The following is a 13,760-nucleotide window of genomic DNA, read 5'->3' on the forward strand; positions in this document are numbered from 1 at the left end:
CCTGGTGGGTCAGCCCTTGTAGATAAGCTCCAGCTGGGCGGTGTTGCCGAGGATCCGGTCGTTGTTGACCATCAGTTGCGCGCCGTAGGCGTCCCGCAGCGCGCGGTCCAGGCTGGTCGGCCCGGTCCGGCGGTAGCCGGCGATGCCGACGATCATCAGGGACCGCGCGACGACGTCGACGACCGTCTCGGCGCTGTAGACCTTGAGGGTGTTGAAGCTGATCGCCCGGCCCATCATCGTCGCCTCCGGCGAGATCGGGTCGACGTCGCGGTAGGCGTGTGTCGCCGCGTGGACCCGCGCCCGGAAGGCCTCCAGGACGACCTCGAGCTCGGCCAGCCGCAGCCCGGTGACCGGCGCGAGCGCTCCGGAGCGGCGGGCGGCGGCGCGCACCACCCCGCGAGCGGCGGCCGTGGCGCCCTCGGCCAGCCCGAGCCAGCAGGAGGACCAGAGGCTGTGCGCCACCGGCAGCATGGTGCGCGCGGACAGGTCGGCGTAATCGTCGGGGAAGATGCGGTCCTGGTGGGAGCGCGCCGTCAGGACGAAGCCGGGGCTGCAGGTCCCCCGGAAACCCATGGTGTCCCAGTCGCCGAGCGGCTCCAGGGACAGGTCGGCCTTGTCGCACACGACGAGCACCTGGTCGGACTCGACCGCGTCGGCGTCCTTGCGCGCCGTCACGAAGATCAGGTCCGCCTCGACGCCGTAGGAGATGACGGGGGCCTTCTTCACCAGCTCGAAGGTGCCGTCCTGCGCCCGGTCGACGTGGCACAGGCTGCGCCGCACGTCGCCGCCGATGCCCATCTCGGTCGTGGCAGACCCGACGAGCAGCTGCTCCTCGGCGATCCGGCGCATCAGGTCCCGGAAGTACGGCGCGTCGCCGTGGTGCACCAGGCAGGCCACCTGGATCTGGTGCATGGCGAAGATCATCGCGGTCGAGGCGCAGGCCTTGGCGAGCTCCTCGCAGGCGCGCCCGATCTGGACGATGTCGGCCCCGGCCCCGCCGAGCTCGGTCGGGATCCACGCGGACAGCAGCCCCGCGTCGGCCAGCGCCGCCATCGCCTCCCGCGGGTAGCGGGCGTGCAGGTCCACGTCGGCGGCGTGCGCGGCCGCCACGTCCGTGGCGATCCGCGCCGCCTGCGCGACGACGTCGTCGCGGTGCAGGGTCGGCATCACTGCTCCACCAGCGGCTCGAGCGCGTCGTGCAGCGCACCCACCGACACGAAGGTCGACTTCACCAGCAGCTCGTCGGGGATCTCGATGTCGAGGGCGTCCTCGAGCTCCAGCACCACGTTGACCGTCGCGTGGGAGGTCAGCCCGGCGGCGTAGAGGTCGGCGTCGGCGGGGATCTCCCGGGCGTCGGCCTTGAGTCGGCCGGCCTCGGCCAGGGCGGTGCGGATGGTGGTGGACAGGGTGTCGACGGACATGAGGCGCCTTTGCAGCACGAGGAGGTGGACGGTGAGAAGGTCGAGCGGTCCCCCCACCGACATCCTCATCACCGACTGTAGTGACGTGAACGAATGCTCACCTGGCGTTCATGCAACGACGCGGAACACGTCACTACAATGCCCGCTGGCGTGACAGTGGGTCAGTCTCGCTGACGCTCCGCCGCTGTGGCGGCCGCAGCGATGTCGTCGAGCAGCACCGCCTGGAGCAGGTCGGCCGCCCAGCGCAGGATGTCCACGTCGCGCAGCACCTTGCCGCCCACCCGCGCCGTCATGGGCGCCGGGACGAGGAGCTGGTGCTGGGCCTCCTTGATCACGGTGCCCGGGTAGAGCCGCATCAGCCGCAGCCGTTGGCTGTCGCGCAGCTCGACCGGCCCGAACCGCACGAACTTGCCCTGCACCGCGATGTCGTTGACCTTGGCCCGGCGGGCGACGGTGCGCAGGCGCGCCACCGCGATCAGGTTGTCCACCGCGGGCGGCGGCGTGCCGTAGCGGTCGGTGAGCTCGGCGACGATGTCCGCGAGGGCGGCCTCGTCCTCGACGACCGCGAGCTTCTTGTAGGCCTCCAGCCGCAGCCGCTCGCCGGGGACGTACTCGTGGGGCAGGTGCGCATCGACCGGCAGCTCGATCTTGATCTCCATCGGCTGCGCGGCCGCGTCGTCCCCGCGGAAGTCGGCCACGGCCTCCCCCACCATCCGCACGTAGAGGTCGAACCCGACGCCCGCGATGTGCCCGGACTGCTCGCCGCCGAGCAGGTTGCCCGCGCCGCGGATCTCGAGGTCCTTCATCGCCACCTGCATGCCGGCGCCGAGGTCGGTGTGGCTGGCGATGGTCTGCAGCCGGTCGTGCGCCGTCTCGGTGAGCGGCTTCTCCGGGGGGTAGAGGAAGTAGGCGTAGGCCCGCTCCCGCCCACGCCCGACCCGGCCCCGCAGCTGGTGCAGCTGGGACAGCCCGAGCATGTCGGCGCGCTCGACGATGAGGGTGTTGGCGCTGGAGATGTCCAGGCCCGTCTCGACGATCGTGGTGCACACCAGCACGTCGAACTTGCGCTCCCAGAAGTCCAGCACGACCTGCTCGAGGCGGTGCTCCCCCATCTGGCCGTGCGCCGTCTCGATGCGCGCCTCCGGCACCAGCTCGCGCAGCCGCGACGCGGCCCGCTCGATGGTGGACACCTTGTTGTGGACGAGGAAGACCTGCCCCTCGCGCAACAGCTCGCGACGTATGGCGGCGACCACCTGCCGCTCGTCGTAGGCCCCGACGTAGGTGAGGACGGGGTGGCGCTCCTCGGGCGGGGTGGCGAGCGTGGACATCTCGCGGATCCCGGTGACGGCCATCTCCAGGGTCCGCGGGATGGGGGTCGCGCTCATGGCGAGCACGTCGACCGAGGTGCGCAGCGCCTTGAGCTGCTCCTTGTGCTCGACTCCGAAGCGCTGCTCCTCGTCGATGATCACGAGCCCGATGTCCTTGAAGGAGATCTCCTTGGACAGCAGCCGGTGGGTGCCGATGACCAGGTCCACGGACCCGTCCGCGAGCCCGGCCAGCACCTCCTTGGCCTCTTTGTCGGACTGGAACCGGGACAGCGCCTTGACCGTCACCGGGAACTGCGCGTAGCGCTCGGAGAAGGTGTTGTAGTGCTGCTGCACCAGCAGCGTGGTGGGGACCAGCACCGCGACCTGCTTGCCGTCCTGGATCGCCTTGAAGGCCGCCCGGACCGCGATCTCGGTCTTGCCGTAGCCGACGTCACCGCAGATCAGCCGGTCCATGGGGACGGACTTCTGCATGTCCTCCTTGACCTCGTCGATGCTGCTCAGCTGGTCCGGGGTCTCGACGTAGGCGAAGGCGTCCTCGAGCTCGCGCTGCCAGGGGGTGTCCGGTCCGAAGGCGTGACCGGGGGTCGCCATACGGGCGCTGTAGAGCCGGATGAGCTCGCCGGCGATCTGCTTGACGAACTTCTTGGCCCGGGACTTGGTCTTCTGCCAGTCCGAGCCGCCCATCTTGGACAGCGTGGGCTGCTCGCCACCGACGTAGCGGGTGACCTGGTCGAGCTGGTCGGTGGGCACGAAGAGCCGGTCGCCGGGCTGGCCGCGCCGGGAGGAGGCGTACTCCAGCACGAGGTACTCGCGGGTGGCCCCGCCGACGGTGCGCTGCGTCATCTCCACGAAGCGCCCGACACCGTGCTGCTCGTGGACCACGAAGTCGCCGGGCTTGAGCTGCAGCGGGTCGACCTGGTTGCGACGGCGGCTGGGCAGCTTGCGCATGTCCTTGGTGGTGGCGGCCCGGCCGCCCGAGCCGGTCAGGTCGGCCTCGGTCAGCACCACGAGATCGACGCTGTCGCAGACGAACCCGCGCCCCAGCGAGCCGCAGGTGATGCTCGCGACGCCGGCCTCGAGCGGGGCGTCGGGCTCGAGCAGCCGCGCGGCCAGCCCACCCTCGCCGAGCAGCTCGACGAGCCGCCGCGCGAGCCCCGGGCCCTCGGTGACGACAAGCACCTGCCGCCCGTCGTGCAGCCAGCCCGCGAGGTCGGCGCTGACCGCCTCCCGGTCCCCCCGGTAGGAGGGCGTGTCCGTCGTCGGGACCGTGAAGCTCACCGTCTCGTCGGGACTGTCCATCAGCTCCGACAGCTCCGTGTCCGCGGCGAAGGGGGTCAGGGTCCACCACGGCCGCCCGGTGGCGAGGGCGTGCTCGCGCACCTGGCCGAGGCTCCAGTAGGAGGCGGTGCCGAGGGTGCTCTGCAGGTCGACGGGGACCGCGCTGCCGGCGGCGGCGTTGGCCCAGCTGGCCTCCAGGAACTCCTGGCTGGTCGCCACCAGGTCACGGGCCCGGGTGCGCACCCGCTCGGGGTCGCACACGACCACGTGGGTGCCCTGCGGGAGGGTATCCAGCAGGCTCTCCATCCCGTCGACCAGGGCGGGGCCGAGCGACTCCATCCCCTCCACGGCGATGCCCTCGGCGACCTTGTCGAGCAGGTCGGCGACGCCGGGCAGCTGCGGCGCCAGGGCGCGGGCGCGCTCGCGCACCGCGTCGGTCAGCAGGATCTCGCGGCACGGCGGGGCCCACAGGCCGTGGCCGGACACCTCGAGGCTGCGCTGGTCGGCGACCCGGAACCACCGGATCTCCTCGACCGTGTCGCCCCAGAACTCCACGCGCAGCGGGTGCTCCTCGGTGGGCGGGAAGACGTCGAGGATCCCGCCGCGGACCGCGAACTCGCCGCGCCGCTCGACCAGGTCGGTGCGCGCGTAGGCCGCGCCCACCAGCGCCTCGACCACGTCCTCCAGCGGCCGCTCGTCCCCCGGCTGCAGGGCGACCGGCTCCAGCTCACCCAGGCCGGTCGCGATCGGCTGGATCAGCGCCCGGACCGAGGCCACCAGCACCCGCACCGGCCCGTATGCCGGGTCGTCGGCCGCCGGGTGCGCGAGCCGCCGCAGCACGGCGAGGCGGCGCCCCACGGTGTCCGAGCGCGGGCTCAGCCGCTCGTGGGGCAGGGTCTCCCAGCTCGGGAACTCCGCCACCGCGTCGTGCGGCAGGAAGCACCGCAGCGCCGCGGCGAGGTCGTCGGCCTCGCGCCCCGTGGCGGTGACGGCCAGCACCGGCGCGCGCTGCTCCAGCAGGGCGAGCAGCGGGGCCCGGGAGCCGGTGGCGGCGGCGACGTCGACCAGCTGCTCGGCGCCGACCTCCTGCAGCACGCGGCGCACGGTGGCGTCACGGGCGAGGACGTCGAGGAGCGCGGGCAGGGGCATGGGGACTCACTTCCAGGGGCGATCAGGACCGGCTGACACCCTACGCCGGGGCACCGACACACCCCCTGCTTGCGTCAGCGGGCGTTCCAGCGGTCCTGGGCGAAGGTGACGCCGCGGCCGAGGACGTCCTCGACGATGTCGGCGGCGTCCTCGAGCAGGACGTCGACGTCGGGCCGCTCCTTGGCACCGAAGTCCTTGAGCACGAAGTCGGCGGGGTCCTGCCGACCGGGCGGCCGCCCGATCCCGAGCCGCACCCGGACGTAGTCCTGGGTGCCGACGCTGCGGCTGATGGAGCGCAGCCCGTTGTGGCCGCCCTCGCCGCCGCCGACCTTGACCCGGGAGGCGGCGAAGGGGATGTCGAGCTCGTCGTGGATCACCACGAGCCGCGACGGCGGCACCTTGTAGAAGGACATGAGGGCCTTGACCGGCCCGCCGGACTCGTTCATGTAGGACGCGGGGACGGCGAGCACGGCGCGGGGGCCGGGCGCGCCCGCCGGGAGCACCCCGACCCGCACCTCGGCGGCGTCCGCGCGGGCCTTGTGGCGCCGCAGCCCCGTCCCGGCCCGCCGGGCGAGCACGTCGACCGCCATGGCACCGACGTTGTGACGGTTCCTGGCGTAGTCCGCCCCGGGGTTGCCGAGGCCCACGACGAGCCAGGTGTCGGAGGTGGTCATGGCTCAGATCCTCCCAGAGGCGAGACGGTGGCAGGACGACGCGGCGCCCGGGCCAGGCCCGGGCGCCGCGTTCGTCATACGGCAAGTGCGGGGGTGGGTGAGGCTCAGGCCTCGTCGCCCTCCGGCTTGTCCTCGGACTCGGCGTCGCCCTCGGCGGCGTCGCCCTCGGCCTCGCCACCCTCCTCGGCCTCGTCCTTCTCGATGCCGGCCTCGCCCTCGGCCTCGGCCAGCTCGGCCTCGAGGGCCTCCGCGGACACCTGCTGGGTGATGTTGACGACCAGCAGCTCCTCGTCGGAGACGAGGGTGGAGCCGGCGGGCAGCTCGAGCTGCTTGGCCAGGATCTGGGTGCCGGCCTCGAGGCCCTCGACGGAGACCTCGACACCCTCGGGGATGTGGGTGGCCTCGGCCTCGACCTGGATCTGGCTGTTCTCGACGGTGACGACGGTCTCGGCCGCGGCCTCGCCGGTGACGATCACGGTGATGTCGACGGTGACCTTCTCGCCGCGATTGACGGTGACGAGGTCGACGTGGTCGATGACCGGCTTGATCGGGTCGCGCTGCACGTCCTTGGCGAGGGCGAGCTGCTCCTTGCCGTCGATGACGATGGTCAGCAGCGCGTTGGGGTTCTTCAGCGCCTGCCAGGTGTCGTGCGCCGGGAGGGCGACGTGGATCGGCTCGGCGCCGTGGCCGTAGATCACGGCGGGGGTCTTGCCCTCGCGGCGGGTGCGGCGGGCAGCGCCCTTGCCGAACTCGGTGCGCAGGTCGGCCTGGAGCTTGATGGCGTCGGACATGACGACTCCTCGAGAGGGATGGTGGGGACATCGGGTCGGGCCTCGACGCGGGACACGGCGCGGGCGCGCGCGGGAGACGACTCCCACCGCCTTGTCGATCACGGACCTGCCCGATGCTCTCCACCGCGCGGCGTCCCTCGCCGAGGCAACCTGGACAGCATAGCGGAGGAGGCCGTATGCCGGAAAAACCTCCCGTACTGCCCGGCGACTACCAGGTGGTGGAGGCGCGGCCCATGCCGTGGTAGGTCCAGCCGGCCGCCTCCCAGGCCTGCGGGTCCAGGGCGTTGCGGCCGTCGATCACCGCACGGTCCTGCACGATCGCGCCCAGCCGCTGCGGGTCCAGCGTCGTGAACTCCCGCCACTCCGTCAGCAGCATCACCAGCTCCGCGTCCAGGCACGCCGCCCGCGCGTCCGGAGCCGTCTGGATGTGCGGGTACCGCGCGTGCAACCCCGGCAACGCGATCGGGTCCGTCACCACCACGTCCGCGCCCTGCCCCACCAGCCGCGTCGCGACGTACAACGCCGGGGAGTCCCGCAGGTCGTCGCTGTCCGGCTTGAACGCCGCACCGAGGATGGCCACTCGTCGACCACGGACGCTCCCGCCGAAGTGCCGCTCCGCCAACGCCACCGCGTGCTGCCGACGCCGCTGGTTGATCCCGTCCACCTCCCGCAGGAAGGTCAACGCCTGATCCACCCCCAGCTCCCCCGCCCGCGCCATGAACGCCCGGATGTCCTTCGGCAGACAACCCCCACCGAAACCCACCCCCGCCCGCAAGAACTTCGGCCCGATCCGCTCGTCATGACCCAACGCCTCCGCCAACCGCGTCACATCCGCCCCCGTCGCCTCGCACAGCTCCGCGATCGCGTTGATGAAGCTGATCTTCGTCGCCAGGAACGAGTTCGCCGCCACCTTCACCAGCTCCGCCGTCTGGTAGTTGGCCAGCAACCGCGGCATCCCGTGCACCAGCACCCCGGCATACACCTCGTCCAGCACGTCCCGCGCCGCCTCACCCGCGACCCGGTCCTCCGGCAGGCCGTAGACCACCCGGTCCGGGGTCAACGTGTCCTTGACGGCGAAACCCTCCCGCAGGAACTCCGGGTTCCACACCACCGTCGCCGCCACCCCCGCGTCCTCGCACCAAGCCTGCAGCCGCGCCGCCGTCCCCACCGGCACCGTCGACTTGCCCACCACCAACGCCCCCGCCACCGGGTGCTCGGCCATCACCGCCACCAGGTCCGTCATCGCCGCGTCCAGGTGCGACAGGTCCGCCGCCAGCCCCGATTCCCGCTGCGGGGTCCCCACCCCGATGAAGTGCACCCGCGCGCCCGCGACCTCCCCCATGTCCGTGGTGAACCGCAACCGCCCCTCCCCCACGTTGCGCGCCAGCACCTCCGCGAAACCCGGCTCGTAGAACGGCGCCTCACCCCGCGCCAACCGCTCCACCCGCGCCCCGTCCACATCGACGCCCACCACCTCATGACCCAGCTCCGCCATGCACGCCGCATGCACCGCACCCAGATAGCCACAACCGATCACCGAGATCTTCACGATGGGCACCTTCACCCACGACGGACCGGCGACGGGTGACCGCCACGCGACGAGCACGTCAACGCTGGGTGAACTGTGGCCGTCACCGCCGCCCCGGTCCCGAGCCGGACTTGCGGCGAAGCCCGGACGAGGGGCGGCGCCGCTGCCTACACTGGTAGCGCCCGCGCCCAGCGGCACCGGGGTGAGGCGAGGGCCACGACGGGGCCAGGACGAGACCAGCATCGGAGGCGGTGTGGAGACGCGGTCGCAGGACAGCCTCGGGCAGCCGCAGCCGCAGCTGCCGGGGCCCCGGCCAGGGGGGCGGGTCGTCGCGGTGGGCATCGACACCACCGGCGTCGAGGAGGTCCGTCACGCCCTGGAGCGGCACGCCGACCGCTACCTGCGCTTCGTGCTCTCCGAGCGTGAGCGGGCCGAGCTGGCCGAGACCGATGAGCTGGCCGGGGCGACTCCGACCGCCCGGGCAGCCCCGACGACCGAGGCGGCCGATGCCACCGAGCTGGCCCGCCGCTGGGCCGCCAAGGAGGCCGTCACCAAGGTCCTCGCCCCCGGGCCCGGCGACCCGTGGCCCTGGTCCGACGTCGAGGTGCTGCTGCCTTCGGGGCGGCCCGCCGAGGTCCGGCTGCAGGGCCGGGCTCGGGAGCTGGCGCGGCAGCGCGGCGTCTCCGAGATCCAGGTCGGCACGGGCCCCACCACGGCCGGCACGGTCACCGCGACCGCCGTCGGGCTCGCCATCACACCCGTCCCCATCCACCGCACCACGAGAAAGCAGGACCCATGAGCACCGACACCATCGAGGCCGTCCGCGGCGTCGTCGCCCAGCACGCGGCCCTCGAGCGGGACCCGGCCACCCTCGCTCCCGACGACGACCTCTTCGACGCCGGGATGACCTCCCACCGGAGCGTCAACCTGATGATGGCGCTGGAGGAGGAGCTGGACGTCGAGTTCCCCGACTCCGCGCTCACCCGCGAGACCTTCACGTCGCTGCGGTCCATCGCCACCGCGGTGGACCAGGTGCGCGGCTGACGTGGCCACGATCGAGCAGGCCCGCCGGGGTTTCCTGGCGCAGCTGCTGGAGGCCGGTCACTACGTGCCGCTCGGGCGCCCCGGGGTGTGGGGGCGCTCCGCGGCGTTCGAGCAGGTCCTGATGGGGCTGGTCGGCGCGCTGGACGGGTTCTACGCCGAGCGGCCGCAGACGGTGGTGCACTTCGGCCCGGTCGTCCCGCAGGCGCTGCTCGAGCGCACCGGCTACGTCACCACCCAGCCCCACCTCGTGGGCAGCATCGACGCCTTCTCCGGGGACGACGCGGACCATCGAGAGATCGTGGCCGACCTCGAGGAGGGCCGCGACTGGGCGACCCGGCTGCAGCCGTCGGGCCTGGTCATGGTGTCCTCGGCCTGCCACCCCCTCTACGGCGCGCTCGCCCACCAGCGGGTGCAGGGCAGCTACCAGATCTTCGGCTGGGTCTTCCGCCACGAGCCCTCCGAGGACCCCTTCCGCACGGCGTCCTTCCGGCAGAAGGAGTCGGTGCACGTCGGCGACCACGACGCCTGCCAGGAGCACCGCGACCACTGGGTCGGCCGGGCGGAGGAGCTGCTGCTCGAGCTCGGGCTGCCCGTCGAGCAGGAGGTCGCCAACGACCCCTTCTTCGGCCGGGCCGGACGCATGATGGCGCGCGGCCAGCGGCAGGCGGCGCTCAAGAAGGAGCTGACCATCGGGGCCTACCCCGGGCACCCGCGGACCGCGCTGGCGTCCGGCAACCTGCACGGCGACCACTTCACCGCTGCGTTCGACATCACGCTGCCGGACGGCTCCCCCGCCGAGACCTCGTGCATGGGCTTCGGCCTGGAGCGGACCACCTTGTCGCTGCTGCGGGTCCACGGGATGGACGTCGGGTCCTGGCCGGCCGGGGTGCGCCAGCGGCTCGGGCTGCAGGCCGTATGACGCGGCCCGGCGCCCGGCCCTCGCGGGGTCGGGCGCCGGGCCGGGCACGGCATACGGCCGCCGGGGTCAGTGGACCTCGACCGCGCCGCTGTCGAAGAGCGAGGTGACCGAGCCGTCCTCGAAGACCTCGCGGATGGCGTCGCCGATCAGCGGCGCGATCGACAGCTCGGTGAGCTTGTCGAAGCGCTTCTCCTCGGGGATGGGCAGGGTGTTGGTCAGGACGACCTCGCGCGCCACGGACGCCTTGAGCCGCTCGACGGCGGGGTCGGACAGGATGCCGTGCGTCGCCACGATCACCACGCCGGTCGCGCCGGCCTCCATGATGGCGTCGGCGGCCTGGCAGATGGTGCCGCCGGAGTCGATCATGTCGTCGACGAGCACGCACATGCGGCCCTCGACGTCACCGACCACACGGTTGGCGACGGACTGGTTGGCGCGGTGCGGGTCGCGGGTCTTGTGGATGAAGGCCAGCGGCGTCCCGCCGAGGCGGTTGGCCCACTTCTCGGCGACCTTGATGCGGCCGGCGTCCGGGGAGACGACGCACAGGTCGTGGTGGTGGTACTTGTCGTAGACGTACTCCGACAGGATCGGGATGGCCTGCAGGTGGTCGACCGGGCCGTCGAAGAAGCCGGAGATCTGCTCGGTGTGCAGGTCGACGGCGATGAGCCGGTCCGCCCCGGCGGTCTTGAAGAGGTCCGCCATGAGCCGCGCGGAGATGGGCTCGCGGCCGAGGTGCTTCTTGTCCTGCCGGGCGTAGCCGTAGAACGGGATGACCGTGGTGATCCGCTTGGCGCTAGCCCGCTTCAGCGCGTCGATCATGATGAGGTTCTCCATGATCCACTCGTTGATCGGCGCCGTGTGGCTCTGGATCACGAAGGCGTCGGAGCCGCGGACCGACTCCTGGTAGCGCACGTAGATCTCGGAGTTGGCGAAGGTGCGGAAGTCGGTCGGGACGACCTGCGTCTCCAGCTGGTAGGCCACCTCCTCGGCGAGCGCCGGGTGGGCGCGCCCGCTGAAGATCATGAGGTTCTTCTCGTTGGTGCGCTTCACACCGGTCATCGGGTGGTGCCCTCCTGGTTGCTCTCGTCACCCTGCGCGCCCTCGGCAGCGGCTGCTGCCTCGGCGGCCTTGCTGCCCGGGCGACGGCTCTGGATGTAGCCCGGTATGTTGCGCTGCCGGCCGCGCGCGACGGCCAGGTCGCCGGCCCCCACCGGCTGGTTGATCGCCGAACCCGCGGCGACGAACGCGCCGTCGCCGATCTCCGCCGGGGCCACGAGCACCGAGTTGGACCCGACGAAGACGTGCTTGCCGAGCGTGGAGCGGTACTTCTTCTCGCCGTCGTAGTTGGCGAAGATCGTGCCCGCCCCGATGTTGCTGCCCTCGCCGATCGTCGCGTCGCCGCAGTAGGTCAGGTGCGGCACCTTGGCGCCGTCGCCGATCTGGGCGTTCTTGGTCTCGACGAACCCGCCGATCTTGCCCTTGCGGCCGAGCGTCGTGCCCGGACGCAGGTAGGAGAACGGCCCGACGGTCGCCTCGGGACCGATCTCGGCCAGCAGGGTCTGGGAGCGTATGACGCTCGCGCCGTCCCCCACCTGGGTGTCCTGCAGCGTCGTGTCGGGCCCGATCTCGGCGCCGGCGCCGATCGTCGTGGCGCCGAGCAGCTGGGTGCCGGGGCGGATCACGGTGTCGCGGCCGACGGCGACGTCCGCGTCGATCCAGGTGGTGGCCGGGTCGACGACGGTGACGCCCTCGCGCATCCAGTGCTCGACGATGCGGCGGTTGAGCTCCTTGCCGAGGGTGGCGAGCTGGACCCGGTCGTTGACGCCCTCCGTCTGCCACAGGTCGTCGACGACGTGGGCGCTCACGGTGAGGCCCTGCCGCTTGGCGATGGCCAGGACGTCGGTGAGGTACTTCTCGCCCTGGGCGTTGTCGGTGCCGACCTCGGCGAGCGCGGTGCGCAGCACCTCGGCGTCGAAGGCGTAGAGGCCGGAGTTGATCTCGGTGATCGCCCGCTGCTCGGGAGTGGCGTCCTTCTGCTCGACGATCGCGTCGACGGAGCCGTCCTGGCCGCGGACGATGCGGCCGTAGCCGGTGGGGTCGGCCAGGTGCGCGGTCACGACCGTCACCGCGCTGCCCGTGGCGTCGTGCTGCTCGAGCAGGGCGCTGAGGGTCACCGACTGCAGCAGCGGGACGTCGCCATACGTGACCACCACGGTGCCGGAGAGGTCCTGCGGGAGCTCGGCCAGGCCGCACTCGACCGCGCGGCCGGTGCCCTTGACCTCGTCCTGGTCGGCGACGATCGCCTCGGGGGCGACGTCGGTGATGTGGGCCGCCACCCGCTCCCGCTCGTGCCGCACCACCACGACCAGGTGGGCCGGGTCGACGCCGCGCGCCGCCACGATCGCGTGACCCACGAGGCTGCGGCCGCCGATGGCGTGCAGGACCTTGGGGGTCGCGGACTTCATCCGGGTGCCCTCGCCTGCGGCGAGGACGATGACGGCGGCAGGGCGAACTGCGGTCACGGGGGTCTCCAGCGTGGCGGGACGAGCGCGCGCCGGGGGGCGCACGACGTGAACTCTACCGGTCCGGCAGGTGTCGGCTGGACCGACGCCCGGCCGTGCCGCGCCCACCGCCGGTGCCTCAGCGCGCGACCGGGATCGACCACGCCGGTTCCGCTTCTGGCTCCCCGGGTAGGAATCGAACCTACGTCGCTTGTCCTGATTCAAAGTCAGGCGGGCCCTGCCAGCAGACCAACCGGGGAACGTCGCCCGAGCGACCGCCCAAGCCTAGTCGACCTGGGGGTCCGTTTGCCGCGGCCGGCTGCCCACCGGCCCCCAGACCGACGGCAGCAGGGGTGGGGGTGCGGTGGTGTGCTCGCTGCCGTCGGGGAACCGGTAGACGATGCCTGGCGGTCGGGCCCACCCGGTGTCGTCCGGAGGCGCCTCGACGGCGGTGAGGGTGTGGCCGGGGGCCTCGTGGGCGTAGTTGTGCGCCGCGCACACCCCGACGCCGTTGCCGGCGCTCGTGGCGCCGCCGTCCCGCCAGGTGCGGGCGTGGTCGACGTGGCGGATCGGGGAGTCGCAGCCCGGCGCGCGGCAGGTCCCGTCGCGCCATACGATCAACCGGCGCAGCGCCCCGTCGAAGGCGCGCGAGCGGGAGTCCAGCGACACGAGCTCCCCCGAGGCGGGGTGGGTGTAGAGGCGGCTCAGGAACACGTCCGCCGCCCTCGCCAGCACGGCCGGATCGTCCCCGTCCACGCCGTCGCCAGGCACGAGGCCCGGCTCGTCGCCCGTGGATCCGTGGGTGCGCTGGTCAGCACCGCGGAGCAGCCGTCGCGCCACGGGCGCGGGGACCGGGCCGTATCCGGGCAGCCAGGCGGGGGTGGCTGCGGGACCGAACGCCGTGTGGTCGCCCATCACGATCCCGACCTCCAGGGGCAGGCACCCGGGCGCCTCCCCTGTGACCCGCTGCACCAGCAGGTCGGCCTGCAGCTGGGAGACGCTGCGGGCGTCACCGGCCGCCCCGACACGTGCCGGTCCGCGACCGCACGGTCGTGCGCGGCGGTGGCCGCCTGCGGGTCCAGCTCGTAGGCCCAATATGCCCCAAAAATAGGTCTGACCAGCGAGAA

General features: G+C 72.5%; 12 protein-coding genes and 1 tRNA gene. 3 read left to right on the forward strand and 10 right to left on the reverse strand.

Annotated features, from left to right (window positions below):
- Positions 1–9: 9 nt before the first annotated feature.
- The 6 genes from ADJ73_RS00545 to ADJ73_RS00570 all read right to left on the reverse strand — a co-directional run bounded on the left by ADJ73_RS00545 (position 10) and on the right by ADJ73_RS00570 (position 8,190).
- Entirely contained in the window at positions 10–1,167 is a 1,158-nt protein-coding gene (locus ADJ73_RS00545; protein ID WP_050346636.1) for an acyl-CoA dehydrogenase family protein, read from the reverse strand.
- Positions 1,167–1,421 carry an acyl carrier protein gene (locus ADJ73_RS00550; RefSeq protein WP_050349163.1) on the reverse strand — a complete coding sequence of 85 codons (255 nt, stop codon included), beginning with the start codon at positions 1,419–1,421 and terminating at the stop codon, positions 1,167–1,169. Before ADJ73_RS00550 ends, ADJ73_RS00545 begins: the two co-directional genes overlap by 1 nt.
- Before the next feature lie 161 nt (positions 1,422–1,582).
- Positions 1,583–5,176, reverse strand: a complete 3,594-nt coding sequence (mfd, locus tag ADJ73_RS00555) for a transcription-repair coupling factor (protein WP_050346637.1) — start codon at positions 5,174–5,176, stop codon at positions 1,583–1,585.
- Positions 5,177–5,250: 74 nt separating this feature from the next.
- Positions 5,251–5,850 (reverse strand): aminoacyl-tRNA hydrolase, encoded by a 600-nt coding sequence (pth, locus tag ADJ73_RS00560; protein WP_050346638.1) that lies wholly within the window; start codon positions 5,848–5,850, stop codon positions 5,251–5,253.
- A gap of 104 nt (positions 5,851–5,954) precedes the next feature.
- The gene (locus ADJ73_RS00565) at positions 5,955–6,641 is read right to left on the reverse strand and encodes a 50S ribosomal protein L25/general stress protein Ctc (RefSeq protein ID WP_050346639.1); all 687 of its coding nucleotides are present in this window, start codon (positions 6,639–6,641) and stop codon (positions 5,955–5,957) included.
- A gap of 208 nt (positions 6,642–6,849) precedes the next feature.
- Complete coding sequence (locus ADJ73_RS00570; RefSeq protein WP_050346640.1) at positions 6,850–8,190, reverse strand: UDP-glucose dehydrogenase family protein; 1,341 nt, start codon at positions 8,188–8,190, stop codon at positions 6,850–6,852.
- A gap of 232 nt (positions 8,191–8,422) precedes the next feature.
- On the opposite strand from ADJ73_RS00570, the gene ADJ73_RS00575 reads away from it, so the two are divergent.
- From ADJ73_RS00575 to ADJ73_RS00585, 3 genes are read left to right on the forward strand one after another with little or no spacing between them, the layout of a single operon-like run.
- Positions 8,423–8,968 (forward strand): holo-ACP synthase, encoded by a 546-nt coding sequence (locus tag ADJ73_RS00575; RefSeq protein WP_050346641.1) that lies wholly within the window; start codon positions 8,423–8,425, stop codon positions 8,966–8,968.
- Positions 8,965–9,213, forward strand: coding sequence for an acyl carrier protein (locus ADJ73_RS00580; RefSeq protein WP_050346642.1), 249 nt, complete (start codon positions 8,965–8,967; stop codon positions 9,211–9,213). The genes ADJ73_RS00575 and ADJ73_RS00580 overlap by 4 nt, the downstream gene beginning before the upstream one ends.
- Position 9,214: 1 nt before the next feature.
- Positions 9,215–10,132: a hypothetical protein gene (locus ADJ73_RS00585; protein WP_050346643.1), complete on the forward strand. Its 918-nt coding sequence runs from the start codon at positions 9,215–9,217 to the stop codon at positions 10,130–10,132.
- Positions 10,133–10,198: 66 nt separating this feature from the next.
- Here ADJ73_RS00585 and ADJ73_RS00590 read toward each other — a convergent pair whose 3' ends face one another.
- The 4 genes from ADJ73_RS00590 to ADJ73_RS00605 all read right to left on the reverse strand — a co-directional run bounded on the left by ADJ73_RS00590 (position 10,199) and on the right by ADJ73_RS00605 (position 13,551).
- Positions 10,199–11,191 (reverse strand): ribose-phosphate diphosphokinase, encoded by a 993-nt coding sequence (locus ADJ73_RS00590; RefSeq protein WP_050346644.1) that lies wholly within the window; start codon positions 11,189–11,191, stop codon positions 10,199–10,201.
- Positions 11,188–12,654 carry a bifunctional UDP-N-acetylglucosamine diphosphorylase/glucosamine-1-phosphate N-acetyltransferase GlmU gene (gene glmU, locus ADJ73_RS00595; protein ID WP_050346645.1) on the reverse strand — a complete coding sequence of 489 codons (1,467 nt, stop codon included), beginning with the start codon at positions 12,652–12,654 and terminating at the stop codon, positions 11,188–11,190. The genes ADJ73_RS00590 and glmU overlap by 4 nt, the downstream gene beginning before the upstream one ends.
- A gap of 157 nt (positions 12,655–12,811) precedes the next feature.
- A tRNA-Gln gene (locus ADJ73_RS00600) sits at positions 12,812–12,893 on the reverse strand.
- A gap of 25 nt (positions 12,894–12,918) precedes the next feature.
- Positions 12,919–13,551 (reverse strand): HNH endonuclease signature motif containing protein, encoded by a 633-nt coding sequence (locus ADJ73_RS00605; protein WP_156188048.1) that lies wholly within the window; start codon positions 13,549–13,551, stop codon positions 12,919–12,921.
- Positions 13,552–13,760 lie beyond the last annotated feature (209 nt).

Origin of the sequence: Arsenicicoccus sp. oral taxon 190, from assembly GCF_001189535.1 — a bacterium.
GTDB lineage: Bacteria > Actinomycetota > Actinomycetes > Actinomycetales > Dermatophilaceae > Arsenicicoccus.

What these genes read in the sequence shown, in the direction of transcription:
- ADJ73_RS00545 (WP_050346636.1), bottom strand. Translation starts at nt 1,167, where the DNA reads ATGCCGACCCTGCACCGCGACGACGTCGTCGCGCAGGCGGCGCGGATC.
- ADJ73_RS00550 (WP_050349163.1), bottom strand. Translation starts at nt 1,421, where the DNA reads ATGTCCGTCGACACCCTGTCCACCACCATCCGCACCGCCCTGGCCGAG.
- mfd (WP_050346637.1), bottom strand. Translation starts at nt 5,176, where the DNA reads ATGCCCCTGCCCGCGCTCCTCGACGTCCTCGCCCGTGACGCCACCGTG.
- pth (WP_050346638.1), bottom strand. Translation starts at nt 5,850, where the DNA reads ATGACCACCTCCGACACCTGGCTCGTCGTGGGCCTCGGCAACCCCGGG.
- ADJ73_RS00565 (WP_050346639.1), bottom strand. Translation starts at nt 6,641, where the DNA reads ATGTCCGACGCCATCAAGCTCCAGGCCGACCTGCGCACCGAGTTCGGC.
- ADJ73_RS00580 (WP_050346642.1), top strand. Translation starts at nt 8,965, where the DNA reads ATGAGCACCGACACCATCGAGGCCGTCCGCGGCGTCGTCGCCCAGCAC.
- ADJ73_RS00590 (WP_050346644.1), bottom strand. Translation starts at nt 11,191, where the DNA reads ATGACCGGTGTGAAGCGCACCAACGAGAAGAACCTCATGATCTTCAGC.